This window comes from Paradesulfitobacterium aromaticivorans, from assembly GCF_054657415.1.
This window is the reverse complement of sequence record NZ_BAAHYT010000009.1, coordinates 82,035-108,236: the sequence shown is the minus strand read 5'-3', so window position 1 is coordinate 108,236 and position 26,202 is coordinate 82,035. Positions and strand designations below refer to the sequence as shown.

Below are 26,202 nucleotides of genomic sequence, written 5' to 3'. Positions count from 1 at the left end.
AGGAGGTCTTCTTATGAACGAGTTGGAAGCAAAAGCAGCCAGACAGGCAGCGCTAATTTACACCGTACTCTCCCTGGCAATAGCCATTCTGTTTCTGGTGTTTACCTTAGTGAATGGAAATACCTATACGACTGTTGCTAGGATCGGCGGTATGATTTGGGTATTCATCCTGGCTATGATTGTCACTATGCCCATCATCATTCCAGTGGTGAAGAAAAAGGTCATGGGCTAAATGGGGAGCGCATAATTGTTTGGAGTTGATTTTCTACCGGCTGCGGTCGGTAGATTAAGATAAGAAAGAAGAGAGGAGGGGTAATGATGCTTAAGAGACAATGGATGCTGAGGGCAGTTGCCCACTGCAGCGGCGGGCATTAGCGGGCTTTGAGGAGTTTACTCCGCATTACCCTAGAGGCGATACTGTCCACCGGACAGTATCGCCTCTCCCCCTTGAAATAGGCAAATAGGTAACTGTTTTTCAAAAACCCGGTACTCACTTGAAGAGAACACCGGGTTTTTTGTATCTTTTTTTTGGACATTCATAACTTCTTCACATCTATATACTAAAATATTTGTCGGTAACAACTTTAAGGTTGCTATTAAGTTGCAGTTGCTTTGTGCCATAATACGCAATACTTCAGGAGGCTGAAAATGAAAAGGACAAACATAATTGATGAAGTTAAAAAGATGCTAACTTTAAAAGCAGGAAACATTAGCGAAACCGCCAAAAGGCTTTTCCGGAACATGAACCTTAAATCTTGGAAGGTTAGAGGAGGATTATTGGCTTTAGCCTTAACCTTAACCATAAGTGGTTCGCTCTATTACTTTACTAATTATGCTTTTGCCGCTTACATAGTTATAGATGGGCAACAGGCTGGCTTGGTTTCGAGTGTGGCTGACGGAAAAAGTCTGGTCCAGTCAGTTCTTGAGGATTCTGGTCAAGCCATAGGACAGATAGCCAAAACGAAGCACAAGATTGACTACCGAAGCGTTTGGGTAGATGATAGCACCTTGCTTAAAGAGAGCCTGAGTAAAGAAGAATTAAGAGATAAGTTAAACCCTTATGTTGAAGGATACGCCATACAAGTTGCGGGTGAAACGGTAGCTGTCTTACCTTCCCAGGGCAATGCAGACAAAGTGCTTGCAGATTTGAAAAGCTATTATGCCCAACCTAGTGACTCGAGCAAAGTAACTTCTGTGGAATTCCAGGAAAATGTTACGGTTGAAAAGATGGAGACAGAACCAGGAAATATCCAATTCCCGGATCAAGTTCTTGCCATGTTAGAAAAAGGAAAAGAAAGCGTCAAAGAGTATACGGTCGAGGACAATGATTCCTGGTGGCTTATTGCGCGCAAGAACAACATGCTTACTCAAGAAGTACTTGGCAGCAATCCTGATATAGCTGAAGATACAGTCCTCAAGCCGGGTCAAAAGATCAGTTTGGTTGCAGTCACACCGTATATTAATGTCATAAGCAAGGGAGAATATTCGGTCACGGAAACGATTCCCTTCGATGTCATAACTAAGAACGACTATAATTTAGCGAGCGGACAAACTAAGATCAGAGAGCAAGGAAGTGACGGAAGTAAGGAGGTAACTTACAGCTTTGTACAAACGAATGGCAAAATTACCGAGAAAAGTGTTTTAGCCGAAAAGACATTAAAAGAACCGGTCGATCAAGTTATCGCTCAAGGACCAAAAGCGATTGTCAGTGTGGCCAAGGGAGACAGTTCCACTATTGCGCGTGGAACCGGGAAGAATACCGGTTTTATCTGGCCCCTGCGCGGCTCGATCACTTCCTATTTTGGTTGGCGATCCCGAGGCTTCCACAATGGAATTGATATTGACGGTTATACCGGTGACCCAATTGTGGCAGCAGCAGCCGGGAAAGTGATTTCAGCGGGCTGGAACGGTGCTTACGGTCTTAGCGTTCTGCTTGACAATGGAAACGGGATTTCCACGCGCTATTCACATGCCTCGAAATTGCTCGTTACACCAGGGCAAAGTGTTAAGCAAGGACAGAAAATTGCTTTGGTAGGGTCTACCGGCAACTCAACCGGTTCCCATCTGGATTTTGAAGTCATTCTAAACGGTACAAATTTGAATCCTCTTAACTATTTGCCTTAATGAAAGGGGCTAATTCACTTGGACGCAAAGATTCCGGCAAAAGTATACAATATCTTATAGGGAAGGAGAAATTAAGATCATGCAACAATAATATTGCTGTATGCTGGGTCGGCATTTTCAGGTAAAGATTAAATAATAGTGATTCGAATCACATACACTATCGGTTAAGAAGATTAGAATAGACTCATAAGAATTAAGTGTTTAAAAGGGGGCTGTAATATGGTTAATATCATGAAAAATATTGAATTCTCTCAGGCGCTCAATCTCAAAGGACTCATTTCCTATCAGCAGGGTCAAGTGGTAAGCATGACGGTTGCTCAGATTCCTGCGGTAAACATCACGTTATTTTCCCTGGATGAAGGGGAAGGAATAAGTACGCATACAACCTCTGGGGATGCGATGGTGCAGATTCTCGACGGGGAAGCGGAAATTACGATAGGTGAGAAAACGCTAACTGTTAAAGCGGGCGAAACGGTGATTATGCCATCAGATATTCCGCATAGCTTGGAAGCACGCAAGCCCTTCAAAATGCTGCTCACGGTGATCAAGCAGCCAAAGGCGGAATGATAAATTAAATAACGAAGAGTTGGCCGTTAGTTAGACAGTGCTAAATGGCCAACTTTTTTTAGTTATTTTGTCCGTTTTTTTATGGGAAACTTTGTTAGATTGGGAAATTTGGATATTGATAGAGTCCACGCATGTTTAGTATAGACATTATCTACAGATACAAATATGTATACATTATATTGACAAATAAGTATACCTACATTATTCTTAAGACAGATAAGTAGAAGGAAGGGGGTAACTTTACTGGAATTACTTGAATTAGTCAAAGAGAAATGCCAGCTGGAGGTGAAGAAAAAATTTTACGAATTGGGTCCAAGTAATAAGACAGTCAAATGGAGCAACCATTCTTTGACCGAGTTAGATGCTGACGGTCTGTCAACCGAGGACATCAAAAACTCGATTGATTCACTCGAATTGATCGAAATTTATTGGTCATATGGATTTAAGTCTCCAAAATTAGTTTTTCACCTTAATGTTCCTGGCAAGCCACATACCCATATTGTAGTTCTGTACAATGACGAATATGTTCTTGTAAAGACGGCATACTTGGCTACAGATTCCGAAAAGTTTGAAACTGATGGAAAAACAAGAGTTCGTAACTTTGATAATTAAGGCGGGGGATCTTTTCCTCCGAAACCTATCAGATAAATATAATAATTATTTTAGAAGGACACAATAAAGTTTAGATCTGTAAGCCAATGCGAAGTTGGTTGGGGTCTGTAGAGAAATATGCGGGACTTATTTAGGGAGTCCAGGTTTGGAAAAGTTTGAGGGAGGAATTGTAATGAAATGCGTTTTTTGCGGTAGAGACTTGGTGAAAAGTTATGAAACAATCGAACGCAGGATAAAAGGCAAACTATATTACGTTAAAAATGTTCCCGCCGATGTGTGTAAGTTTTGTGGAGAAGTTTATATCGATGATGAGATTGTATCAATTATTGGTAACATGTTAGAAGGGTTTAAAGAAAATCAGTCAACGGGTTCAGAGGTAGTAGACTATAAGGAATTAAATCGGATTCCAAATAGTGACTTTGAAGAGCTAAATAATAATAATTACGCCCTAATGTAAGATGAAAGAAATAAAGCTAAAGAATAATTTGAAAGAAGTAAGGAACCATTTAGGCATTACTCAAAATGAAGTCGCATACAGGATTGGTGTGCAAAAGGCATACTATAGCCGCCTTGAGCGGGGTGAGTTTGTTCCAAATATAAAAACGTGCTTACTGATAAAACTGGCCTTAGTAGAGATATATCACGAACGTACAGGTAAATATCTTGAAAAAATAACTCTTGAGCGTTTGTATTATTTGGATATCGAGTAGATTAATTATTGAGACTAAGCTTTTCGCGGATTCTAAAATGAGTTTGGCGGAAAGCTTTTTCTCTTGGCAGAGTATTTACAAATCGCCGAAGGTGGAATAAAATATACCATAGTACATTACATGACTAATGCACTAACATACCTGGTGTAATTACATACCCTAATTCACTAACTGAGCCGATGACATCATATTATTACTTCACTAAACTACCCAATATAATACCCTACCTGCCAACTTACCTACCCAATTTTAGTAATGACCTAGGGTTCCGGAGGTGAAAGCCGTGATCTTTAATCCCGATAGCATCAAACCCATCTATCTTCAAATTGCGGAATGGCTTGAGGCCGAAATACTTAGCGCCAACCTTAAAGAAGACGAGCGGATCTACTCGCAATATCAGTTGGCAGATATGTTTAATATTAACCCGGCCACGGCGGCAAAAGGGCTTAACCTTTTAGCCGATGAGAACATTGTCTATAAAAAACGGGGACTGGGTATGTTTGTGTCCCCCAATGCGCAAGAGTTTATTTTAACCAAGCGCCGTAACCAGATGCTTGCCCACATGATCAGGGAGCTTGTTATTGAAGCCAAGCGTTTGAATGTGAGCGAAAATGAATTAATCCAGATGATTGAGCAGGCCAGCCAAGAATGGAAGGGGGAACAGCCATGAATGTGGTCGAGTGCAGGAATTTGGCCAAGACATATGGCAAGCTAAGTGCAATCGATGACTTATCTTTTGACATTGAGGAAAACAAAATTACAGGTTTAATAGGGAGAAATGGTGCTGGCAAAACAACATTGTTAAAGATGATTGCCGGATATTTAAGACCTACAAGCGGTGAACTCAAGGTGTTTGCGCATAATCCATTCAATAGTTTAGAGGTTAGCGCCCATACGATTTTTGTAGACGATAATATGTCCTTTCCGGATTCCTTGACCCTTGCTGACATCTTGGTCGAAGTGGCTCCATTTTATCAGAATTGGGATAGCCGACTGGCACAAGGCTTGTTCGACTATTTTTCCTTGAATCCGCAACAACGCCACAGCCGCTTATCCAAGGGGAGTAAGAGTACTTTCAATACCATAATCGGCATCGCCTCCCGGTGTGCTCTGACTCTGTTTGACGAGCCGACAACGGGAATGGATTCCGCAGTCAGAAAGGACTTTTACCGGGCGCTGCTCAAAGATTACATCGAACACCCACGCACAGTAATCCTTTCAAGCCATTTGTTAGGAGAGCTAGAGGGAATTCTTGAAGACGTTCTCTTGCTTGATCAGGGAAGAAAGCGTTTACAGCTCCCGCTGATTGAGATGAAGGAATTTGCAATAGGCCTTAGAGGAAATGCTCAGGCGGTGCTTCGTTTTATTGAAGGCCGGGAAATCATCTATAAAGAGGAATTTGCGCCAGGCAGCTTATATGTCGTGATAAAACGGGATTTAGCCCCGGGAGATTATGAAAGAGCAAGACAAAGCGGAATCGAATCCGTATCGGTAACGATTAATGACCTCTGCATTTATCTGACTGGAAAAACCAAGGGAGGGATCGATGATGTCTTTAAACGAGATTAACCTGCGCTCGCTTACGTTGAAGCAGTATCTTTTCAAGCTGAAGGGCTATTCGGGTTTAGTGTATGGGCTAATCATTACGCAGATTGTTGCCTTGCTTTTCTCCCTGGGTCCCAATGGAAGTGTGGGCTCTGGCACAGATGGATTATCCGTGTCGGTTAAAACGTATTCCGCCAATATCATAATCTTTTTTTCCTTTGCTTGGATTATTGTAATTGCCGGCTCATTAACCACCAAACAGTATAAAGATATGGAATTTTCTCTGGTCGCGAATCGAATCTCAAGTAACCTATCAAATATCGGCTTTTTAATCACGTGCGCTGTCTGGGCGGGCATTAGCTCAACCCTGATGGGTGTGCTGCAGCGGATGATCATGTATTTTACGCTTGATAGAGCCATGTTCATGCGTGACGGATTTTTGACAGTCCCTGCCGATCTATTGCTTGGGGCTTTCGTCACCAGTCTCTATCTGATCCTCCTTGCCGCTAGCGGGTATTTAATCAGGGTGATAATAGAGGTTCATAAGGTTTTTGTTATCCTTATCCCGGCAGTATTGATCGGATTATTAAGATCTTATACCGATTCCTTGATAGCGATCTTTAACTTTTTCACATCAGAACATTTATTATTATTTTTTACGCTCAAAATCCTGAGCGCATCCATCATTCTTTTTGGAATGAGTATTCTTCTTTCGAACAGAATGGAGGTCAGACAATGAATGTCATGCCAAGAAATATTGTTCTTCTGCCTTTGTTATTGCTAATCATTTTTGGGTTTGGCCTCTTGCTGGTGAAGGCAATTAGACCCCGTGTGAACTATTTTACGACCTGGAGAAATAATGCGCGGTTCGCGGGGTTATACCTTGCGTTGCTCATTGTACTCGTCCCTATTTACTATCTGCTGCCGGACCAAGGATTCATGCAAGTTAGTGAAGGTAAAAACTTAGCAGATGCAAGAACGGAAGGCGATATGACTGGTGTATATGATTATCGCTTTCCTCCTGAAGGAAATCTCGATCAACTGCCAGGGGTTTATAAAAACAGCAGTCAAAAATTCAAAGTGGATACGAACAAACTGACTTTGAAGGAAGCGCCGACCATGGGTTATCAAATTCTCATCGCCAGAAAAGACGTCGATGACAGTGAAATCGAAGTGAGTACCTATGTCGCACCCCATGTGGCTGGGGGTATGAATTTTACGAACTTGGTTTTACCCCCAATTATTTCTGTGCAGAATGGGATGTTATCGGTTCAAGCCCCAAGTCAGCAGCAACTGGAATTCAGCCGCTTTAATGCAGACTTTACAATCAATCAATTCAAACAGGTTAATCAAACAATCCAAGGCATGTCGGCTTCGGTGAATGTTGGGTGGAAGGTCATATATCTTCTTGTTCCTAAAAGTTTGGAAATTGACAGTGGAGCGGCTAATGTCCAAATGGTACTTGACCAACGGGACTAAGTTAGTTAAAATCTAATTAGCAATATAATATTTCAAATGTTACAGGTGCCCGCATGGGAGAATAGGGAACTGGGTGAAATTCCCGGACGGACCCGCCACTGTAAAGGTAAGCTGTCGCCATAACCACTCCACTAGGGGGAAGGGGCGAGTAAGCGATGAGCCTGAGCCAGGAGACCTGCCTGTAATGATCTATACCGCCTCGAAGGTAAGGCCGGTTAGGTGAGGATGAAGGTAAAATCCACGCCCTTGTTTTGGTGTGGATTTTTTATTTTACAACAAGAGGAGGAGATTGTTATGACTCAATTAAGCCGTGCCTTAACAGGCATAATCACACCCGAAATGGAACAGGTAGCTGCCCGGGAAGGGGTTGCTCCTGAATTGGTAAGACAAGGAGTCGCTGAAGGGACCATTGTCATACCTCGGAACACACAGCACCCAAACATGATTCCAACAGGCATTGGCAAAGGTCTTAGAACCAAAGTCAGCGCCAGCATTGGTTTGTACGGCAGCAAAGGAAGTATGGATGGTGAACTTGCCAAGATTAAAGCGGCCGTAGGAGCTGGAACGGATGCGATCATGGATTTGAGCGTAAGCGGAGATATTGATGCTATGCGCAAGGAAAGTTTGGCAGCTGCAAGTATGCCGGTGGGAACACTGCCTTATTACCAAGCGGTGGCTGAAACTGCCCAAAAGTATGGTACATCCGTAAAAATGGAAGTTGAAGAATTATTCGAGGTCATTGAACGGCAGGCCGCCGACGGTGTGGACTTCCTGGCCCTGCACTGTGGTACGACCATGAGCATTGTGGAACGGGCCAAACAGGAAAAGAGGCTTGATCCTCTGGTAAGTTACGGAGGCTCGCATTTAATCGGCTGGATGTTACATAACCGGCAGGAAAACCCACTGTATGAATACTACGACCGAGTTCTGGAAATTGCCCGCAAGTATGACGTAACAGTCAGCATTGCCGACGGGATGCGGCCGGGCTGTTTGGCTGATTCCCTGGACGGCGCTCAAGTTCAGGAGTTGGTGGTTATTGGTGAACTGGTAAGGCGGGCCAGGGAAGCGGGTGTTCAAGTCATGGTCAAAGGACCGGGTCACGTTCCTTTGAACCAGTTAAAAGCGACTGTGACCCTGCAAAAGAGCCTGTGCAAAGGGGCTCCCTACTTTGTGTTCGGACCGGTAGTCACGGATATTGCTGCCGGTTACGACCACATTAGTGCAGCCATAGGGGGTGCAATCAGCGCCTGGGCCGGGGCTGAGTTCTTATGCTATGTCACGCCTGCCGAACACATCGGTCTTCCTGATGTTAATCAAGTTCATGAAGGCGTGGTAGCTGCCCGGATCGCTGCCCATGCCGCCGACTTAGCTAAAGGTTTACCCGGGGCGGCAGAGTGGGATCTGGAGCTTTCCCGGGCCAGGAAAGCTTTGGATTGGAAAAAACAGATTGATTTGGCCATAGATCCTGAACGCGCCGGGTATATGAGAAAGACCAGGAGTGATGATACCGTGGCCGGCTGCGCCATGTGCGGTAAGTACTGCGCCATGGACATCGTGTCACAATATTTAGGGACATCCAAAGTAACTTGCTAATAACTCCCATAGCTCTAGCGTGGCACTTATAGTCACCGGGAAATATCGTTTCGAACATCAATTATAGGAAAGGGTGATATTAATGACGCAGGTATTAGCAGCCCGGGCGGGTAAAATTACTCCGGAAATGGAAGCGGTCGCTAAACGGGAAAATGTTGACGTCAATTTTATCCGGGAGGGAGTGGCCTCCGGCAGGATCGTCATTCCCCGAAATATTAACCGGAGAGATTTTAATTACTGTGGCATCGGACAAGGTCTGCGCATCAAAGTCAATGCGTTGATTGGCACCTCCAGCAACCGTGAGGATCTGTCCATGGAAGAGAGAAAACTGGCCTTTGTTGAAGAGGCAGGATGTGATGCTCTTATGGATTTAAGCACCGGAGGGAATATTGACGGCATGAGGCGTCTGAGCCTGGAAAAAGCCAACATTGCTGTTGGCAGTGTACCTATTTACCAGGCCACAATTGAAGCTATTGAAAAACGGGGCAGCATTGTCGCCATGACGGCAGAGGATATGTTTGAGACGATTGAGAAACAAGCTGCGGACGGCGTTGACTTCATGGCCATTCATAGCGCTTATAACTTTGATGTTCTTAAACGGCTGCAGGGAAGCGGACGTGTCACCGATGTGGTCAGCCGCGGCGGTTCATTTCTTACTGCCTGGATGCTCCATAACAACAAGGAAAACCCCCTGTACGAACAGTTTGACCGCTTACTGGAGATCCTGAAAAAATACGATGTCACCTTAAGCCTGGGAGATGCCATTCGTCCTGGTTCTACCGCTGACTCGTTGGATGCGGCTCAAGTTCAGGGACTTATCGTTGCCGGGGAGTTAGTTGCCAGGACCCAGGCAGCCGGGGTTCAGATCATGGTGGAAGGACCGGGACACGTGCCCATGCACCACGTCGAGGCAACCATTCAACTTCAGAAACGTTTATGCAATGGTGCGCCGTACTTTATTTTAGGCACACTGTCTACGGATGTGGCACCGGGATATGACCATATCACGTCTGCCATCGGCGGGGCGATCGCCGGTGCAGCCGGGGCCGACTTCCTGTGCTATGTCACTCCGGCCGAGCATTTGGGATTACCAACGGAAGAGGATGTAAAAGAAGGGGTTATCGCCGCCCGGATTGCTGCCCATGCCGCAGATCTCGCCCGGGGAAACAAACACGCCTGGGAGCAAGATATGCAAATGGCGCGGGCCAGGGTAGCCCTTGATATTGACAGCCAAATCAATGCTTCCGTCGATCCGGAAAAGACAAAATCCGCTCTGGCGGCCGGGGATGACCACCAGTGTGCTGTATGCGGACCGGATTGCGCCGCCCAGGTGGCGGCTAAATATTACGGGATTGCATAACTTCCTTCCCTAATTACTATTGAAGCGGACAGGCCTAATCTAAGTTAGGAGACATGCGCCTTGGAATTCTTACTTGCCATCCAATTTCTCACCAAAATACCGATAACGGTTCGCGGTCCCATTGAAGAAAAGGACCTGGCCCGGGCTATGGCTTATTTCCCGCTCGTTGGGTTGCTGCTGGGGGCAATTGCGGGAGGTATTCACACTTTACTGTCCTATGTTTTCACTGCCGCCACTGTCGACCTGATAACCATTGCGTTCCTAGTGATCATCACCGGGAACCTGCACGGGGATGCCTTGATGGACAGTGCCGACGGCCTGTTCAGCGGCAGGCCGCTCGAAGGCATTTTAGCCATCATGAAGGACAGCCGGGTTGGCTCCCACGGAGTAATAGCCGGAACGCTCGCAATATTGGCCAAGTTCGTGCTCTTGGGTCAATTGCCCCTGGCATCTAAGGGATGGGCATTAGTTTTGGTTCTGGCTCTTGGCCGCTGGGCCCAGGTGTACGGTGCAACCCTATATCCCTATGCCCGTACCGGCGGGGGTACTGGAAGTTTTACGGAACATGTCAGAGCACGGGAACTGGTTTGGGCTTCCTTGACTGTTTTAGTTCCTATTGTTCTCTTGCTGGGCTGGCAGGGCAGCATTTTGGCAGGGAGTGTGTTGATCGGCACAGCCGGATTGGCATATTATATCTCTGGCAAGATCGGCGGCATGACCGGAGATACTCTGGGAGCGCTCAATGAATGGGCCGAGGTCTTAGCTTTGCTCACTCTGCAGATTATCTTAAAATAATTCTAACTTTATAGGTATTCAGAAGTCAGAATTCAGAATTCAGAATTCAGTATTCAGTATGACCCGAGAATATGGTTCTCTTATTCTGACTACTGACTCATGCTCCGTTCGGCCGGAAGAACTTCTCTTTGGTTTGGCCGAACGGCGTAAGTCATCCTCGGGCGATAAGTTTTCTTTGGAGTTTCGCTCTCGGCGATGACATCCACCGGATGTCATCGTCACCGGAGACTTACGTTCTTAACTAATTAGAAATACTTATTACCTGGGAGGTTAGATAAAAATGGGCTTAACACTGGCGGAAGCTATCAAAGGAATTGAACCTTTAAGCGCTGAATGGCGGTTAAAGGCCAGAGACTACCTGAACAATTTGGCCATTCCCCAGGGAAGCCTGGGGGAACTCTTAAACCTGGCGGAACAACTGGCTGCCATCAAACAGAGTCTTAAACCATCTGTCCGGCAGAAAACAATAGTGACTATGGCCGGAGACCACGGAGTTGTGGCCGAAGGAGTAAGTGCTTTTCCTCAGGAAGTTACCCCACAGATGGTGGCCAATTTTGTGGCAGGCGGAGCAGCTATCAACGTTCTCGCCGGGGTGGCAGGGGCCCGTGTGCTGGTGGTCGATATGGGAGTTGCCGCCGACCTAAGTGAATTGGTTCAGAAAGGAAAAATTATCTCCCGCAAAATAGCTGATGGGACCCGCAATATAAGCCAGGGGCCGGCCATGACCCGTGCCCAGGCGGAGCAAGCCTTAGAGAGCGGCATTAACCTGGTTGGCGACTTGGTGGGGGAAGGGGTTGAACTCCTGGCCACCGGAGATATGGGTATCGGCAATACCACACCCAGCAGTGCTATTCTTGCTGTCTTTTCGGGACTTCCGGTCCATGAGGTCGCCGGCAGGGGAACAGGCATCGCAGATGCAGCCCTGGAGAACAAGGTCAGAGTGATTGAAAAGGCTTTGACCGTTAATAAACCTGATGCCGGCGATCCGGTGAATGTGCTGGCTAAAGTAGGTGGCTTTGAAATCGGCGGGATTGCCGGGATTATTCTGGGAGCGGCTTATTATAAAGTACCGGTGGTGGTGGACGGATTTATCTCTTCGGCCGGAGCCCTGCTGGCCAAAAAGTTAGCGCCTCATGCCCTGGACTATATGATCGCTGCCCACCAATCCATGGAGTCTGGGCACCGGTTCATGCTCAAGGAACTGGGCCTCAAACCCCTTTTGAACCTGAACCTGCGGCTGGGTGAAGGTACCGGTGCCGCTCTGGCCATGAACCTGGTGGAAGCCGCCGCTCAAGTGATCGCTAAGATGCTCACTTTTGAGGATGCAGGCGTTTCCCGGGATGAGTCCGGGGTGAAGGAATAATGAGGGGGTTGCCCTATTTTAACCATAATCCTCAGGAGGCCGGCCCCCAGTACCTGGAAGATCTGGCGATAGGGTATTGGTTTTCCGAGGCCCTGTTTACGGCAGTTGAACTTGAGGTTTTTACAATTCTCGAAACATGTGGAAAAACCGCTGACGAACTGGCAGAAGCACTTAAGCTCCACCCCCGGGGGCTTGGGCGCTTTCTCCATGCCCTCTGCGCTATGGGGTTGCTGACCGGTGATGGCACATATTATTTTAATACCAAACTATCCAGTGAGTATCTCGTCACAGGCAAGAGCAATTACCAGGGAGATTCGATCCTGTGGCGCAAGCAGCTCTTTTCCGGCTGGCAGGATCTTACGAAGTGCCTGGAAGCCGGTGAAAGGATTAATTACGCTTCACCAGAGGAAGATCCTGAGCAATTAGCCCGGCGTAGCCGGAAATATATCAGCGCGATGGACAATGTAGCCCGGACAAAAGTTGAAGAGATTGTTCCATTTTTGGAAGGTTTACCCCTTGCCGGAAAGATCCTTGATGTCGGGGCGGGTTCCGGAGCAATGGCCGCTGGTTTTCTGGAACGTTTTCCATCTCTGACGGCAACAGTTCTTGACTTGTCTCACGTTTTGGACTTTACCCGGGAGTTTATGGACAAGAGAGGATTTGGAGAGCGCATAACTTATTGTCCCGCTAACATTTTGGAACCTTGGCCCGTTCAACACGAGGCGTTTGACCTGGTCATTCTCTCCAATATCATTCACGCTTATTCGGAGGAAGAGATTCCTGCTGTCCTGGAGAGGGCTGCCCATTGTCTCAAACCGGAAGGACTCTTGCTCATCCACGATTTTTTTCCCGAACATTACCCTGAGAAGGCCGCTCTGTTTGATTTGAATATGTTCATCAATACCTATAACGGCAAAATCTTTTCCCAAACCTGGGTCCGGCAAGAACTGGCCCGGCTAAAACTTTTCACGACGGAGCTTATTCCCCTGGCAACCGATACGGCTGTGATCTTTGCCGCGAAAAAGGACGGGAACTTCGGAACTCTCCGTCTCGATGCCAAGTCCCGCTTGCAAGCGAGGATTAAGGACCTGGGATTCAGGGAAGTTGCTCTTATTTCTACAGAAAACATTCATATCCCTGATTGGGCAGAGCTTAAGTGCCGGTTTGGCTGTGAGCGGTACGGAAAACCTCACTGCCCGCCCAATAGCCCTTCTCCGGGGAAAACAAGAGAAGTTCTGCAAGACTTTACCCAGGCACTGCTCTTGGAAGGGGAGCCTCCGGCCAGAACCTTCCAGCGCCAGGTATTGCAGGCTGAAAAAGCAGCTTTTGCCGCAGGTTTTCACAAAGCTTTTGCTTATTGGGCCGGACCGTGTGCCATATGTGAGACTTGCACGACTGACGGGACATGCCGCAATACACGGGATGGCCGGCCCTCGATGGAGGGAGCGGGTATCGACGTCTATGAGACAGTGCGGCGAGCGGGGCTCAGCCTCAGAACTTTACCTCAGCAAGGTGATTACGTTAAATATTTTGCACTCGTGCTATTGGAGTGAATTAGCGTGCGTGTTTTAATGATCCAAACTCCTTCAGTGGAAGGAATTTCTCAGGAAAAAGTCTATCCCATCGGGATTGTCTCCCTGGCTGGTCGCCTTCAGGGCTATGGTCATGAGGTTGCGCTCCTGGATATGAATCTGGCCACAGACCCTTTCGGTGCTCTGAAGGAGAAACTGTTAACGTTCCAGCCGGAAGTCGTAGGGTTATCGCTGCGCAATATCGATCCTTTGGCCAACAAAACCAGTTCACTAATCCCACCGTTTATGGTCACGGTTCGCCTGATTTCAGCTGTCTGGCCCCAGGCCTGGCTGATTGCCGGCGGTACCGGGTTTTCTCTTTTTCCGGAGCGCCTGCTGCGGGAGTTGCCGGAAATTGACTACGGTATTGTTGGCGAAGCAGAATCGTCCTTTCCGGCTCTTCTCTCTTCCATAGACAGTCCATCCCCGCTGCCGGGGCTCTGCCTGCGGGACGGCTCCGGCATCAGAGTGATACCGCCGGCCAAAGATTTTGACATGGCAAGCTATATCCCGCCGGACCGGAGGCTGCTCGATCCTTCGCTCTACGCGGGGATTAACAACTATGTTCCTACCATCGGCATAGAGACCAAACGGGGATGCCCGATCAACTGTTCCTATTGTGTTTATCCGAAACTCCAGGGCAAGAAATTGCGCTGCCGCCCGCCGGCGGCAGTAGTGGATGAAATGGAACTCCTGCACAAGGAATATGGCATTGAGAGTTTTCATTTTACCGATCCGGTTCTGAATATGCCCCATGGCCACCTGGAAGAAATTTGCCGGGAGATATTGCGCCGTAAACTTAAAGTCCGCTGGGATGGTTTTATGCGGGAAGACCAACTGAATGAACAAAATGTGGCCCTGTTTGAACAGGCCGGGTGTGAATGTTTTTCCTTCTCTCCTGATGGTTTGTGCCAGGAATCCCTGGATATCCTTGGCAAACACCTCAGTGAAGCGGACATTTTAAAAGCGGCCGCTCTTACCGCCCGTACTGACGTGCTTAGCGTATTTCATTTTATGGTGAATGTACCCGGGGAAACAGAAAAAACCGTTGACAAAGGAATCCGTCTCCTGGATAGGCTCTATGAAGTGTACAGCGTGAAAAAAAACCTGGGCACAATTATTTTAAACAATATCCGTATTTTACCCGGCACACCGATAGAGGCCATAGCCAGGACGCAGGGAGTTATAGATGATGAAACCGACTTACTCTATCCGGTTTATTACAACCCGAAACCTTTTGATACCCTAAGATACCGGTTAGAAACACTCCATCTATGCCAAAATGTGTTCATGTGGCAGGAAGTGAGGCAGGATCATGAAGAGTAGTACGATGAAGATACTATTATTGGAGCACCCTCGGAACGTGAGTGCAGAACGGTGTAACGATATCGCCAATACACCACTTTCTTCCTGCCTGCATTCCGGTTATGTTGCCGGTATGCTAAAGAGCAAAGGACACGAGGTTGAGATTGTTGAGGGATTTCTGGACAGGCTTTCCTACCGGGAGCTTGACAACAGGATCAGTGCTTTCCAACCGGATATTCTGGGTGTACACATGGTCTATCACTGGCAGAACGATACGGCTCTCTACGCCTTTTTGGAACAGGTAAAGACAAAGGAGTTTGCTTCATATATTACGGTTTACGGGTTTTATCCCACGATTGCTGCGGAAGATATTTTGGCGAAATGTCAGGCTGTTGATTCAGTCATCCTGGGCGAACCGGAATTTACGTTTGCTGAAATTGCCGAAGCAGTTTCCGGCGGGATTAATCATGCAGCTACATCTTCATATGCTTTAATTAATCCTGAACTCATTCCTGGCCTGGCTCTGAGAGACGAATCCGTCAAAATTGTTTCCCGGAGGCGTGAATTGGCAGAAAACCTGGATGAACTTCCTTTTCCCGTACGCACGGAAGCCATGCTCCGGATGACTGAAGTCAACCTGCTGGGAAGCAGGGGATGTTATGGCGGGTGCACTTTTTGCTACATTAACCCGTTTTATGGCCAGGGGTCGCGCTGGCGGGCGCGAAGTCCAGAGAATATTGTAGCGGAAATAGATAGTATTATTGCTGAAACGGGGAAAAGAGATTTCTATTTTACCGATCCCAACTTTTTCGGCCCCGGGCCCAGAGGCCAGGAAAGAGCATTACGTTTGGCTTCTCTCCTGAAATCCAGAAATATTCGCTTTGGCATCGAAGCCCGGGTCAATGATATCCATGAAGAAACGATCGCTGCGCTGGTCGATGCGGGTCTCCGTGATATCCTGATTGGCCTGGAAAGCGGGAGGGATGAATCTCTCAAAAGGTTGAACAAAATGACCACCGTAGCCCAAAATGAGAGGGCCATCCGGATTCTTCGCCAACACGGAATTGAACCCAATGTCGGGTTTATCATGTTTGAGCCCGATTCATCATTGGGTGATGTTCGCACAAACTATGAATTTCTTAAGCGCAATGACCTGCTCAAAAATCTGTCGATCACGGCTAATGTATTATATCACCACCAGATTATTTTGAAAGGAACCCCGGCTTACCATAGACTTGAGCAGGAAGGCCGCCTGCAAACCGATCCCTCTTTGACTTATGAAGGCACGACCTCGATTGCCGTCCCCAAGGTAGCGGTTTTAGCCAAAATAATGAGAGAAATTACGAATTTCATTTTTGACTATATGGCTGAGATCTGGAGCGAAAAATTGATTGAACCCATAGGCGCCAGGGAAAAATACCAGCAAGCCAACAGCTTTTTGCTGGAAACTTTTGAGAATAGCTTAAAGACGCTGGAAGCCGGCGAACTTTTGACGGATCAGCAAATAGATTCATTGGTAAATGAAGTCATCAAAAAAATAAGAGAAATGTTGCCGGGATACGGCGTTATAGCGTAGGTGTATGTTTAAGGAATCACGCATGGGGCTGTCCCAGAAGAATTCAAATTTCTGGGCAGTCCCTTTCGTCTTATAATCTGTGAACTAATCCTTGCAACGACCGTTAACAAGTTATTTTTGTTAATTTGATTCAGCAAATATTGAATAAAGTTAAAATACACTTACGTTTTTTGCTTATGATTTACTTGCTCAGATTCAAAAACGCGGTACTATTTTGGTAGGGACTGAAGGCACTTATCCACCTTTTACCTTTAAGGACAATCAAGGTAGATTGACTGGTTATGATATCGACGTGATGAATGAAGTTGCCAAGAGAATGGGGGGGTAAAGCTGAATACAAACTTGAGGACTTAAAAGGCAAAAAGGTAGGTACAAGCCAAGGAAGCAATTATGACGCGATGGCCACTGACGCCGGGGCAATCATCGTGCATTACCCCGGGGCGAACGAGATTTTTGGGGATCTTAAAGCCGGGCGGATCGATGCTGCGATCAATGACCGTTTGTTTGTGGCCGAGTATCTTTTGAAAAACCCGAACTCCGGTCTCAAAGCAGCAGGGCCGGTATTTAACACTTCGCAGAATGCTTTTGCATTGCGCAAGGGGAATTCCAGTCTGGTTGAGGCGGTTAACAAAGCGCTTGCAGGCATGAAAGATCCTGACCCCTTTACCGCAGCTTTCAGTGGCCTTATTTTCCATTTTGGAGCTTATATCTCGGAAACGATCAGAGCGCGATCGGGGCGGTGGATAAAGGCCAGTGGGAAGCCGGTTTTGCTTTGGGCATCCACCTCGCTGGCCTCAGTGGTCACTGTGCCTGAACTTACCCGCAGCATTGAAGAAATAAGTTCGGCCAGGTTTGTGTTTATGCCGTTGTTTTTAGAGTTGGCTCTTTTTTACTGGATCATGGTGCTGCTTATGACTCGGGTTCAAGTTTACCTTGAACGCAGGCTTAGCATGAGTTAGTAACCTCTCAAATTCATCAGAAGTTACCGGAATTCTTCAGAAATTCATCAGAAATTCATAACTTGTTCATCTCATAGTCGCATCAGGCTGTTAAACTAGGAAAAGCCGCAAGGCTAATTTGATCCAAACAAAATAGCGCTGAATCTAAGGTAATCCTTAGAACGGGGGATATTTTTTTTGGGGTGAATCACGTCTAACGTGTAGGGCTTACACCTTCCTGCCCGAATCCGTCAACTAACCTCGTAAGCTAAGAAAGGTGGAGGAATTTTGTTTTCAAACAAGCAAAAGTGGGTGGGCGCAACAGCGTTTGCTGCCGTGCTGATTTCGAGCAGCCTCACAAGTCTGTCGCCTTCCCAAGCCGCGGTACCGTCAGCAGTTTCAGGCATTCAAGCCACGAACATCATTAGAACCAATACCAATAGTAAGGACAGTTTGCAAACACAAACGTATCCAGGGATACTATCTCTACAGGAAAGCTTAACAACCGCACCGCTTAATGTCGCAGCAAACCCTGCACAGGGCAGGGGTCTAGCCGTAACCACTCTTGCACTAAAAAGCGCCATCCCGGTAGAGCTGGAAACCAAACCTACCTCGGCTCAGTTAGGGTCGGATACGAGTACCAATAGTTCAGCTTCTAAAACAGTTTCAACTTCTCAAACACCTGCATCTGTACAAGCTTCGGTTAGCGGGCCAAAGCAACAAGCAAAACCAGCCTCTTCCGGGAGCACGAAGAAAAATTCTGCGCCCGCCAAGCAGGTGCAAACGGCGAAGGCCTCAAATCCGGCCCAACTCTCCCGTGGAGGTTCACAAGTCAGCAGTATTATCGAACGGGCTCTCAGCCTGCGCGGCGTACCCTATCTCTGGGGTGGGACGACTCCTAAAGGGTTTGATTGTTCCGGTTTTGTGCAATATGTCTTTGCCGCTTCAGGTGTCAAATTGCCCCGAACCTCTTTCGAACAATATAAGGTAGGAACCCCGGTTGCGCGTGACCAGCTGCAAGTTGGGGACGTGGTGTTCTTCTCTACTTATGCTCGCGGGGCTTCAGATGTCAGGATCTATATCGGGGGAGGCCGCACTATAGGGGCTTCGAGTGACGGTGTGGCAATTCACAGCCTTTCTGAAAGTTACTGGTCTAAACACTATTTAGGGGCCAGAAGAGTCCTGTAGCAAAAGAAAAGCTACTGATTTGTTTGATAACTTAAGTTTCCGCAACCTGGACCGGAAACTGAGTTCATTATTTACATGAAGGAGGTAGTGCAAACATGGCTCCGATTCTCTTTACTGTCGGCGGCTTTTCCCTGCGTTCTTACGGAGTTATTGTTGCCTTGGCGATTGTGCTGGGACTGGGTGTGGCCTATTTCCTAGCGTCTAAAGAAAAAGAATACCGGATGCACCTGGTGGATTTGGTGCTTTATGCCTTAATCGGGGCGATTCTGGGGGCACGGCTGTGGCAGGTTCTGTTTTACGACTGGGCTTATTACAGGGAGAATTTACAGGAAATTGTGATGCTCTGGCACGGGGGTTTAGCCATTCAGGGGGCTCTGACAGGAGCTTTCCTTACGGGGTGGATTTATACGCGCATGCGTAAGCTGGATTTTTGGCGTTTGGCTGACGTGGCTGCGCCTGGCCTAATTTTTGGCCAGGCTGTGGGGCGGATTGCCTGCTTCTTAAACGGGGACGCTTACGGGTCACCCACCGGCTCGGCGTTTGGCTTGGTCTATCCACCTGGGACACCGGCCTATGCCGCCTATGGCAATCAACCGCTGTGGCCGGCCGAGGTCTGGGAAGGGCAGTGGAACATGGTGGTGTTCGCCTTGATCCTGATGATGTCGCGTTGGCGACCATGGCCGCGCGGAGTTTTGTTTCTCACGTATATCGTGCTCTATTCCAGCGGCCGCTTTGCGCTGGAGTTTCTCCGAGGGGACGGACCGCGCTACTTGTTCCAGTGGACTGCCGCCCAGTGGAGCAGTGCCGGAATGATTGCTGTTGCTATCGTAGCGTTCATTATAACCAAATTGCGTCTTCCTAAAGAGAAGGCAGTCCAGATCAATTCGTGAACGAAGGCTAAGGGTGGCTCCTTAGCCTTTTTATTCGTGCAGCGGTTCGCTGGATTTATAAGCACTCTAACTTTATAGTATTATAAAAAAATTTTATAGGACGTAGGGCAGTGGGAAAGTAAGATTCACCAGATATTGTCTTGTGTTTGGAAAAAAAAGGGCTAGAATAAGGAAGACGTTTGTGAACTTACAAATACCCGAGAATAAAGGAGCCTTGGTCATGATTCACATTGGCCTATTCGTCAGTATGCTCACTATCGGAGTTAGTTTTGCGGTAGCGTTCCATTTAATTGCTCAGCCCTTGTTTGATAATGTTTTCTTGCATTGTCTTATCTTAGGTGTACTCTTTGGTATAGCCAGCTATTTAGTGGCGGAAGTTTTTTACCGCAAGTACACCCGCTTGCACATAAATAACCACAGTTTACGTCAAGATGTCCGAACAGATAACTTAACCGGATTGTTAAACAGGAGGGCTTTCGATCAAGATATATTGAATGTCTGTTCTGACGCGGTATGTTCCGTACTGTTTCTGGATATAGATGACTTTCGTTCGTTTAACAACAAATTCGGGCACGAGGCCGGGGATGAAGTTCTGAGAAAGGTTGGTCAAACGATTAGCTCAAATCTTCGTGTTGGAGACAAAGTATACCGTTACGGTGGCGAGGAAATCGTAGTGTTGCTGAAAGACTGCGACAAGAAGAACGCAGAAAGAATTGCGGAAAAGATGAGGGATGAAGTAAGTCAACTGGATAATTCACCATATGGAACAATAACGGTATCTATGGGTCTGGCCTGTTGCCCGGAAGACGGAAATGATATTCCGAGAGTAATTAATGCCTCCGATAAGGCACTCTTGGAGGCTAAACGGAAAGGAAAAAACTGTACCGTTTTGTGTTAATGGAACTGACTGACGTTGTGTAGGCGTTGCATGCGGGCATGCGGGCGTGCAGTGCTGAAGCACAAATCTAAGAACTAAGATATACCAAGACTTCAGGTGAACAGAATGAAGAAATTTTGTCGCAAATAGGGCTGAACATTCTTTTTCAAATATGGGACAATAGTGTGGGTATATGTAGATAAAGGAGAGACTCCACTATGTTTGACCTGTTTGAATCAGCGCCAGTTCTACTCTGTGGTCGAGAGTTTACCTTTCAGGAATTAGAGGAGATTCAGGAAACCGTACGGATGTTTCAGTCCCTCAGTCGAAAGGAGCTTGCGTTAACCGTTTGTGAGAATTTAGAGTGGTTTTCTCCAAACGGTCGACTTAAAGTCGAGTCATGCAGTAAGTTACTCACTAAATTAGAAACACTGGGCTTTCTCAAGCTACCGGAGTTAAGAAAGACGATAAAGGGTCTAGAGAAACCCGTTATCCCAGGGGCAAAGACGAATCCAGAGGCTCCTAACTGGATTGGATGGACTCAGGCCGACCGTAGTCAAAAACTGCATCTGGTTATCAACAATACCCGCTTTCTCATTTTCCCTTGGGTCAATATTAAGAATCTGGCAAGTCGTGCTTTGTCTCTGTCCGTCAAGCGGATTCGCTCGGACTGGCAGGCACGTTATGGTTATCAACCGGTTCTCCTTGAAACATTTGTGGATCGGGAAAAATACCGGGGCACCTGTTATCTGGCAGCGAACTGGCAAAACATTGGAGAAACCATAGGTCGGGGAAGGATGGACCGTTATAGAGAATACCTTTCCTCTCCGCCCTCGTTAAAGACTTTCGCCAGGCCTTAAGGGTTAAGCCTGGGAAGGGGGGGAGATTCTCATGAATAAAATGAAAACAAAGATACCGAGTTGTCGTCAACAACGGAACGCTCTCTACAGGGTTCTTCACCAAAACCAAGTGGAACAAGGGCTTAAGCCCAAAGAAACACCTGCATTACCCAACCATAAGAGCTATCTCAACAGTCCTGAAGAAGAACTAGCGGCCCGACAGGAAATGATCGAAGCATAGCTTAAAATACTGCGTCCCCTGCTCCCAGGATTACTAAAGGACTTGGCCCAAATTGAGGATCCCCGTCGACCGGGCTCGGTCAAACACAAACTCACCGTGGTTCTCCTGTACGGTCTTTTGCTCTTTGTTTACCAGATCGGGTCACGCCGTGAAGCCAACCGGATCATGACCGAACCCATTTTTACGGAAAATCTGAAGGCTCTTTTCCCGGAACTAGAAACATTGCCTCACGCCGACACCTTAGAACGTTTACTCCAAAACATCGAAGTAGAAAGGCTTGAAGAGGCTATTATCCATATCCTACGGAAATTGCTGCGTGGGAAAAAACTACGGCGATATTTAGTTACCAAGCATTATCTGATCGCAATCGATGGGACCAGAAAAATGAGCCGTCCCTATCGCTGGAGTGAAGAGTGTCTGCAGAAACGGCTTCCCGGAACGGAGGATCAATATGAATACTATGTCTATACTCTGGAAGGGTTGACGTTACCACTCATGAAAGCTGGCAAGAACTCAATTCAAAAGGAGAGATCATAACGAAGCAGTCCCGACATGCTTGGCTTTCCAGCCAAGCTCTCACAAAAAACAACGTGCATAACTACTGCAATTTAGAAGCTCGGTATCGCTGGAGCCTAGAAAACAACTTTCTTGTCGAAAAGCACCAGGGTTACGAATATGAACATACCTATTCCTATGATTGGCAAGCCATGAAAGGGTATCACTATCTCATACGTTTAGCTCATCTACTCAACAATTTAGTGATGCGTGGGGTTGAAATTATGAACTGGGTAAGGGAAAAGGGAATCCGGGGCTTGATCCATTTTCTGCGCCAACAAAGGAAGAAAATGAAACGGTCGTTGGCACCGGAAACATGATCAAAAAACAACAAACACAATTGATGATACTACGGATATTTTACAATATTTTGTATCAATGTTATATCGATAATGGTAAAACGATACGGAGGTTGCTCGAACCGCTCAACGACAGCCAACCGAAGATCGTTCGCTATTTGGGAATACCCGAATCAACTTTTGCTTGGAATGGTGTATAAGTATGAAAGGAGGAGATGTTATTGTCTAGGCTATCCCAGCTTAACAATAGAACTTTTCTGCTTTTAGGTTTCTTTGGGATATCTTCTCTGCTCTTTTTAGGAATCTTCAGTTCCTTTCTCACAATCGCTCCGATGGCTAAATTTATACGTCAATGCACCCAACTTGTGGCTTTACCTACAGTTTATAAGGGGGTAGGCTTATTAGCGGGTATCCTTTTCCTGCTTTGGTTAAAGCATGTAATAGGGTTTGGTATGCATCAGAAAAGAGTTTTCCAAGATTTTATGAAAAGGATAATCCGAAAAGAAAAATTGCCTAAAGGCTTGAAGGAAACAGCTGAGGAGATTGGTGTTTTAAATAAGCTACTATTCGTTACCGAAGCTTATCCCATTGCTTTTACCTTTGGATTATTTAAACCAAGGATAGTGATCTCAGACTGTCTAGTAGAAATGCTTGAACCCAAGGAATTAAAGGCTGTCTTGCTCCATGAAAAATGTCATGTTATGAAGAAGGACCCCTTTAAGATTTTTTTGCTAAGGGCTTTGTTTAATAAAGTTTCTGCATTAGGCGTAATTACCCGGTTAATGCAAAGTTTTTCTGTAACCATGGAACTGCAGGCAGACAAATATGCACAAAGAAGTTTAGGTGTAGACCAGCAATTCCTAGCCTCAGCCTTATTGAAACTTATAAAATTCGAATTCACACCTCCACGATTCGCCGTGGGCGTGACGTACGTCTTGGAGGCAAGAATCGAACATTGTTTAAACCATAAATGGTTGCCTGAGCCCACACTAAAGCTACAGGATTGGACTATTTTGGGAGTATATGTTGCTTTTCTACTCGCAGCTGTGTATATGACGATAACCTATAATCAATCTTTTGTCTCCGTATCGTGTCATTCGACTTATCTTTGTCATCTTACATATCTATAGGTTCTTGGATGCGCCTTGTACGTATAGGAAAAGTTGGGCATTTGCACTGAAACAAAAATGAAAATGAGGGTTGGGCAGGTTAACTAAGTTTACCTGTTTCTTTGTTGTTTCTACCTAATTGATTTTATTCATATCCTGTGTTGTCAAGGTATCATAATCGCGTGGTTTCCAGTTCTTTAAATCAGTTTCATTAACTACGATTTCTCCTTTTTCTTTATTGACGGTATATTTTACTTCTTGTGGGGGGTATTTGACACAACCGCCACTTAAACCTGTCAGATCGGCTAAAGCCCAACGGGTGTAGCAGACATTGCAGACCAAAACATCCCCCTCAATATGGAATTTGCGGGAATAGCAGGGCTCACAAAAACTAGAGGCAACCATTACTCTTCCAGCAGGGGTGAGGTAGGCCATGAGGGGTAAGCCCTTTTGACCGTTCCCGATTTCGCGGTCAGGGTCATACATGGCATAGATAATTGAGCTTTTTTCTAAGCTGGCAAGGGGAATTTTAATTTGCCCATTCTCTATTTCCGGTTTGATTTCCGTCATTTCTATCTTCACATTATCTTTATATTTCATGCTTCGTCCGATTGAATATTTGTCATCAAAGCCCGGAATACTCTCTCGGGTAGAGAGTATGATCACGGCAATTCCTAAAATTAGCAGTCCTACTAGGGAGCTAAGGACGATTTTTTTACGTTTCTGGCTACGTTGGTTTTTGAGCGCTAAACGGGCTCTTTTTTCTTCTAAGTTAGCCATGGATTCACCTCCAGCTCACATTCCGCAAGTTAAATTTTGGGAAAAGTTATTTTATTCCATTTAAAGGATTTCAGCTATTTCGTGTCGAATGTTATCTCTAAATTTTCATGGAGGTAACATTATGACGAATTCATTCGCTGATATCCGCACCATACGAGCATCAAGTGTTCCTGTCGCTGCGGCCCTGTGCCGTACGGCAAAAATCGCTCAGACGGTAAACCAAATGGTTCACTGGAAAGAAGCTAATTCAAAGATTTCTCCCGGTTTGCTCATTGAAACCTTGGTGATTTGTATTCTTTGTGGCCGCAAACCCCTGTGGAAGATCGAACAATTCTGGGCCCAACAAGACTTGCCAAGTTTATTCGCTGATGTTGAACTCAGTGTTGAACAACTTAATGATGATGCTTATGGCCACGCCTTGGATAAGCTTGCCGAGGTATCGATGGAACAATTGGTCAGTACAGTTTCCCTATCCTTACTCCAGGCACACTCCCTTGGCATAAATGTTGTTCATTTTGATACGACATCAAAGTCCGTCCAGGGGGCGTATACCGGTCAGGCCCATGATGAATTTGAGATTAATCACGGGTTTAGTAAGGATCTGCGCCCCGATCTGAAACAGTTCAAACTTGGTGCCGCTGTTCAGGAACATGGATTAGTCATAATGGGTGAATTATTAGCCGGCAATAAAGCTGACGTAGAGTGGAATCCGGATGCTGCTCTCAAGATACAGGAGCTTTTCACCAAGCAAGGATTCAAAGACGTCATCTTTATCGCCGATTGTGCCCTGATTTCTACCGGAGGCTTAAAGCGCTTAGCCGGACAGGAGGTGCAGTTTATCTCTAGGTTTCCCGAAACCTTTGGCTTAGCCAGGGAATTAAAACAGTTGGCATGGGACCAAGACGATTGGCAGGACATCGGGATGCTAGCGAGTAGTAATGCCAACCAGGCAGCTCGCTATCGGGTATTTCCGGTACAAAGAAAACTGGATGATCGAGCATACAACTTCCTGGTCGTTCACTCTAGCATGCTGGAAGCCAGCAAGGAGAAAACCTTGATTAAGAGGATAAGCAAACAGAAAGAAGAATTGGAACGCAAGGCGAAAAACCTAACTTCCACAGCTTTTGCCTGTGAACCGGATGCCCAGAGCGCTCTCCAAGCTTTTGCCAAAGAGGTTGCTAAGCTAAGCTACTCATTTTCTGGAACAGTGGAGTGCCAGACTGTCACAACCTATGCACATAAGGGACGCCCGAAGAAAGGTGAACAACCGATCGAGACGGTTAGTTACCGAGTTAACTGCACAATAGGAGACTTGAATCCTGATCTTTTTGAACGGCTGCGCCAATTGGAATCAACCTTCGTGCTCATTTACTCCATACGGGATCAACAGAAATATACTCCGGCAGCCATTTTAGCTGAATACAAGCGTCAAATCTTGATCGAAACGAAGTTTCGGTTTTTGAAAAGTCCGGTGTACCTAGGGCCGGTTTTTCTAAAGAGCAAGAAACGAATCCATGCGCTGGGATATGTGTTTATTTTGGTGCTCATGTTGGCATCTTACCTTGAGTATCGGGTACGACAGAGTCTTAAGGAACGAAATGAATTTGTCCAGTTACCGGGAAATAAGAAGACTGACACTCCATCAATAGCAACAATTCTGGAGGTGCTAGCCACAATAGAAGTTGTCGTTGTGCAAGGGCAACGATATTTCCCGAGCAATTTGAATCGCCAGGCTTTGGACATGGTGCAGTGGGCAGGTTTTGACCCATCAATTTACCTAAAGCCTGCTGAAAGCATCCAGTAAGACATTGTAAGGATTTACCATGTCTTAAATTAAAATGAGTGAATCTGAACTCGCGGAACAAGAGCTCCAGAGGTCAACTGAA

Annotated in this window: 28 protein-coding genes and 2 riboswitches; of the genes, 27 read left to right on the top strand and 1 reads right to left on the bottom strand. The window is 46.4% G+C overall.

All coding sequences use genetic code 11. The features are described 5' to 3' along the window. The first annotated feature begins 13 nt into the window (after window positions 1–13). From ACYQ2N_RS05055 to ACYQ2N_RS04930, 26 genes are all read left to right on the top strand, one after another. Window positions 14–232: a hypothetical protein gene (locus ACYQ2N_RS05055; protein ID WP_459997928.1), complete on the top strand. Its 219-nt coding sequence runs from the start codon at window positions 14–16 to the stop codon at window positions 230–232. A 416-nt stretch (window positions 233–648) separates the two neighbouring features. Further along, complete coding sequence (locus ACYQ2N_RS05050; RefSeq protein WP_459997927.1) at window positions 649–2,124, top strand: peptidoglycan DD-metalloendopeptidase family protein; 1,476 nt, start codon at window positions 649–651, stop codon at window positions 2,122–2,124. 219 nt (window positions 2,125–2,343) lie between these two features. Continuing rightward, entirely contained in the window at window positions 2,344–2,691 is a 348-nt protein-coding gene (locus tag ACYQ2N_RS05045) for a cupin domain-containing protein (protein WP_459997926.1), read from the top strand. Between the two features lie 348 nt (window positions 2,692–3,039). Then, window positions 3,040–3,303 (top strand): DUF4258 domain-containing protein, encoded by a 264-nt coding sequence (locus tag ACYQ2N_RS05040; protein ID WP_488199453.1) that lies wholly within the window; start codon window positions 3,040–3,042, stop codon window positions 3,301–3,303. 145 nt (window positions 3,304–3,448) lie between these two features. Then, window positions 3,449–3,760, top strand: coding sequence for a type II toxin-antitoxin system MqsA family antitoxin (locus ACYQ2N_RS05035; protein ID WP_459997923.1), 312 nt, complete (start codon window positions 3,449–3,451; stop codon window positions 3,758–3,760). Window position 3,761: 1 nt separating this feature from the next. Then, complete coding sequence (locus ACYQ2N_RS05030; protein ID WP_459997922.1) at window positions 3,762–4,013, top strand: helix-turn-helix transcriptional regulator; 252 nt, start codon at window positions 3,762–3,764, stop codon at window positions 4,011–4,013. Between the two features lie 274 nt (window positions 4,014–4,287). Further along, the gene (locus ACYQ2N_RS05025; protein ID WP_459997920.1) at window positions 4,288–4,683 is read left to right on the top strand and encodes a GntR family transcriptional regulator; all 396 of its coding nucleotides are present in this window, start codon (window positions 4,288–4,290) and stop codon (window positions 4,681–4,683) included. After that, window positions 4,680–5,582: an ATP-binding cassette domain-containing protein gene (locus ACYQ2N_RS05020; protein WP_459997919.1), complete on the top strand. Its 903-nt coding sequence runs from the start codon at window positions 4,680–4,682 to the stop codon at window positions 5,580–5,582. The genes ACYQ2N_RS05025 and ACYQ2N_RS05020 overlap by 4 nt, the downstream gene beginning before the upstream one ends. Further along, window positions 5,563–6,297: a hypothetical protein gene (locus tag ACYQ2N_RS05015; protein ID WP_459997918.1), complete on the top strand. Its 735-nt coding sequence runs from the start codon at window positions 5,563–5,565 to the stop codon at window positions 6,295–6,297. Before ACYQ2N_RS05020 ends, ACYQ2N_RS05015 begins: the two co-directional genes overlap by 20 nt. Beyond that, window positions 6,294–7,037, top strand: coding sequence for a hypothetical protein (locus ACYQ2N_RS05010; RefSeq protein ID WP_459997916.1), 744 nt, complete (start codon window positions 6,294–6,296; stop codon window positions 7,035–7,037). Before ACYQ2N_RS05015 ends, ACYQ2N_RS05010 begins: the two co-directional genes overlap by 4 nt. A gap of 26 nt (window positions 7,038–7,063) precedes the next feature. After that, window positions 7,064–7,234: riboswitch (cobalamin riboswitch) on the top strand. A 97-nt stretch (window positions 7,235–7,331) separates the two neighbouring features. Next, the gene (gene thiC / locus ACYQ2N_RS05005) at window positions 7,332–8,630 is read left to right on the top strand and encodes a phosphomethylpyrimidine synthase ThiC (RefSeq protein ID WP_459997915.1); all 1,299 of its coding nucleotides are present in this window, start codon (window positions 7,332–7,334) and stop codon (window positions 8,628–8,630) included. An 82-nt stretch (window positions 8,631–8,712) separates the two neighbouring features. After that, window positions 8,713–9,990, top strand: a complete 1,278-nt coding sequence (gene bzaB / locus ACYQ2N_RS05000) for a B12 lower ligand biosynthesis ThiC-like protein BzaB (protein WP_459997914.1) — start codon at window positions 8,713–8,715, stop codon at window positions 9,988–9,990. Window positions 9,991–10,050: 60 nt separating this feature from the next. Next, window positions 10,051–10,785, top strand: coding sequence for an adenosylcobinamide-GDP ribazoletransferase (cobS, locus tag ACYQ2N_RS04995; RefSeq protein ID WP_459997912.1), 735 nt, complete (start codon window positions 10,051–10,053; stop codon window positions 10,783–10,785). Between the two features lie 280 nt (window positions 10,786–11,065). Then, window positions 11,066–12,148, top strand: a complete 1,083-nt coding sequence (gene cobT / locus ACYQ2N_RS04990) for a nicotinate-nucleotide--dimethylbenzimidazole phosphoribosyltransferase (protein ID WP_459997910.1) — start codon at window positions 11,066–11,068, stop codon at window positions 12,146–12,148. After that, complete coding sequence (locus ACYQ2N_RS04985; protein WP_459997909.1) at window positions 12,148–13,701, top strand: DUF2284 domain-containing protein; 1,554 nt, start codon at window positions 12,148–12,150, stop codon at window positions 13,699–13,701. Before cobT ends, ACYQ2N_RS04985 begins: the two co-directional genes overlap by 1 nt. Before the next feature lie 6 nt (window positions 13,702–13,707). After that, complete coding sequence (gene bzaD / locus ACYQ2N_RS04980) at window positions 13,708–15,045, top strand: B12 lower ligand biosynthesis radical SAM protein BzaD (protein ID WP_459997907.1); 1,338 nt, start codon at window positions 13,708–13,710, stop codon at window positions 15,043–15,045. Window positions 15,046–15,082: 37 nt separating this feature from the next. Next, a complete protein-coding gene (locus ACYQ2N_RS04975) occupies window positions 15,083–16,600 on the top strand; it encodes a B12-binding domain-containing radical SAM protein (RefSeq protein ID WP_459997906.1) in 1,518 nt (505 codons plus the stop codon). A gap of 214 nt (window positions 16,601–16,814) precedes the next feature. Next, on the top strand, window positions 16,815–16,928 hold the full coding sequence (locus ACYQ2N_RS04970; RefSeq protein WP_459997905.1) for a transporter substrate-binding domain-containing protein: 114 nt from the start codon (window positions 16,815–16,817) through the stop codon (window positions 16,926–16,928). Beyond that, a complete protein-coding gene (locus ACYQ2N_RS04965; protein WP_459997904.1) occupies window positions 16,906–17,559 on the top strand; it encodes a hypothetical protein in 654 nt (217 codons plus the stop codon). The genes ACYQ2N_RS04970 and ACYQ2N_RS04965 overlap by 23 nt, the downstream gene beginning before the upstream one ends. Before the next feature lie 126 nt (window positions 17,560–17,685). Then, window positions 17,686–17,823: riboswitch (cyclic di-AMP (ydaO/yuaA leader) on the top strand. A gap of 3 nt (window positions 17,824–17,826) precedes the next feature. Beyond that, window positions 17,827–18,726, top strand: a complete 900-nt coding sequence (locus ACYQ2N_RS04960; RefSeq protein ID WP_459997903.1) for a C40 family peptidase — start codon at window positions 17,827–17,829, stop codon at window positions 18,724–18,726. A 95-nt stretch (window positions 18,727–18,821) separates the two neighbouring features. Beyond that, on the top strand, window positions 18,822–19,616 hold the full coding sequence (gene lgt, locus ACYQ2N_RS04955) for a prolipoprotein diacylglyceryl transferase (RefSeq protein ID WP_459997901.1): 795 nt from the start codon (window positions 18,822–18,824) through the stop codon (window positions 19,614–19,616). 181 nt (window positions 19,617–19,797) lie between these two features. Beyond that, window positions 19,798–20,514: a GGDEF domain-containing protein gene (locus tag ACYQ2N_RS04950; RefSeq protein ID WP_459997899.1), complete on the top strand. Its 717-nt coding sequence runs from the start codon at window positions 19,798–19,800 to the stop codon at window positions 20,512–20,514. A gap of 197 nt (window positions 20,515–20,711) precedes the next feature. Then, window positions 20,712–21,353 (top strand): Druantia anti-phage system protein DruA, encoded by a 642-nt coding sequence (locus tag ACYQ2N_RS04945; RefSeq protein WP_459997898.1) that lies wholly within the window; start codon window positions 20,712–20,714, stop codon window positions 21,351–21,353. 31 nt (window positions 21,354–21,384) lie between these two features. Further along, window positions 21,385–21,573, top strand: coding sequence for a hypothetical protein (locus ACYQ2N_RS04940; RefSeq protein ID WP_459997897.1), 189 nt, complete (start codon window positions 21,385–21,387; stop codon window positions 21,571–21,573). A gap of 42 nt (window positions 21,574–21,615) precedes the next feature. Continuing rightward, the gene (locus ACYQ2N_RS04935) at window positions 21,616–22,110 is read left to right on the top strand and encodes a transposase family protein (protein WP_459997895.1); all 495 of its coding nucleotides are present in this window, start codon (window positions 21,616–21,618) and stop codon (window positions 22,108–22,110) included. Window positions 22,111–22,648: 538 nt separating this feature from the next. Next, a complete protein-coding gene (locus ACYQ2N_RS04930) occupies window positions 22,649–23,557 on the top strand; it encodes a M56 family metallopeptidase (RefSeq protein WP_459997894.1) in 909 nt (302 codons plus the stop codon). A gap of 114 nt (window positions 23,558–23,671) precedes the next feature. On the opposite strand, the gene ACYQ2N_RS04925 is transcribed toward ACYQ2N_RS04930, so the two are convergent. Further along, the gene (locus ACYQ2N_RS04925; RefSeq protein WP_459997892.1) at window positions 23,672–24,316 is read right to left on the bottom strand and encodes a Fe-S-containing protein; all 645 of its coding nucleotides are present in this window, start codon (window positions 24,314–24,316) and stop codon (window positions 23,672–23,674) included. Between the two features lie 121 nt (window positions 24,317–24,437). On the opposite strand from ACYQ2N_RS04925, the gene ACYQ2N_RS04920 reads away from it, so the two are divergent. After that, window positions 24,438–26,120: an IS1634 family transposase gene (locus ACYQ2N_RS04920; RefSeq protein WP_459997890.1), complete on the top strand. Its 1,683-nt coding sequence runs from the start codon at window positions 24,438–24,440 to the stop codon at window positions 26,118–26,120. The last annotated feature ends 82 nt before the right edge of the window (window positions 26,121–26,202 follow it).

Bases quoted from the DNA above. Each gene is read 5' to 3' on its own strand.
- ACYQ2N_RS05055 (WP_459997928.1), top strand. From the start codon at position 14: ATGAACGAGTTGGAAGCAAAAGCAGCCAGACAGGCAGCGCTAATTTAC.
- ACYQ2N_RS05050 (WP_459997927.1), top strand. From the start codon at position 649: ATGAAAAGGACAAACATAATTGATGAAGTTAAAAAGATGCTAACTTTA.
- ACYQ2N_RS05045 (WP_459997926.1), top strand. From the start codon at position 2,344: ATGGTTAATATCATGAAAAATATTGAATTCTCTCAGGCGCTCAATCTC.
- ACYQ2N_RS05030 (WP_459997922.1), top strand. From the start codon at position 3,762: ATGAAAGAAATAAAGCTAAAGAATAATTTGAAAGAAGTAAGGAACCAT.
- ACYQ2N_RS05020 (WP_459997919.1), top strand. From the start codon at position 4,680: ATGAATGTGGTCGAGTGCAGGAATTTGGCCAAGACATATGGCAAGCTA.
- ACYQ2N_RS05015 (WP_459997918.1), top strand. From the start codon at position 5,563: ATGTCTTTAAACGAGATTAACCTGCGCTCGCTTACGTTGAAGCAGTAT.
- ACYQ2N_RS05010 (WP_459997916.1), top strand. From the start codon at position 6,294: ATGAATGTCATGCCAAGAAATATTGTTCTTCTGCCTTTGTTATTGCTA.
- thiC (WP_459997915.1), top strand. From the start codon at position 7,332: ATGACTCAATTAAGCCGTGCCTTAACAGGCATAATCACACCCGAAATG.
- bzaB (WP_459997914.1), top strand. From the start codon at position 8,713: ATGACGCAGGTATTAGCAGCCCGGGCGGGTAAAATTACTCCGGAAATG.
- cobT (WP_459997910.1), top strand. From the start codon at position 11,066: ATGGGCTTAACACTGGCGGAAGCTATCAAAGGAATTGAACCTTTAAGC.
- ACYQ2N_RS04985 (WP_459997909.1), top strand. From the start codon at position 12,148: ATGAGGGGGTTGCCCTATTTTAACCATAATCCTCAGGAGGCCGGCCCC.
- lgt (WP_459997901.1), top strand. From the start codon at position 18,822: ATGGCTCCGATTCTCTTTACTGTCGGCGGCTTTTCCCTGCGTTCTTAC.
- ACYQ2N_RS04945 (WP_459997898.1), top strand. From the start codon at position 20,712: ATGTTTGACCTGTTTGAATCAGCGCCAGTTCTACTCTGTGGTCGAGAG.
- ACYQ2N_RS04940 (WP_459997897.1), top strand. From the start codon at position 21,385: ATGAATAAAATGAAAACAAAGATACCGAGTTGTCGTCAACAACGGAAC.
- ACYQ2N_RS04925 (WP_459997892.1), bottom strand. From the start codon at position 24,316: ATGGCTAACTTAGAAGAAAAAAGAGCCCGTTTAGCGCTCAAAAACCAA.
- ACYQ2N_RS04920 (WP_459997890.1), top strand. From the start codon at position 24,438: ATGACGAATTCATTCGCTGATATCCGCACCATACGAGCATCAAGTGTT.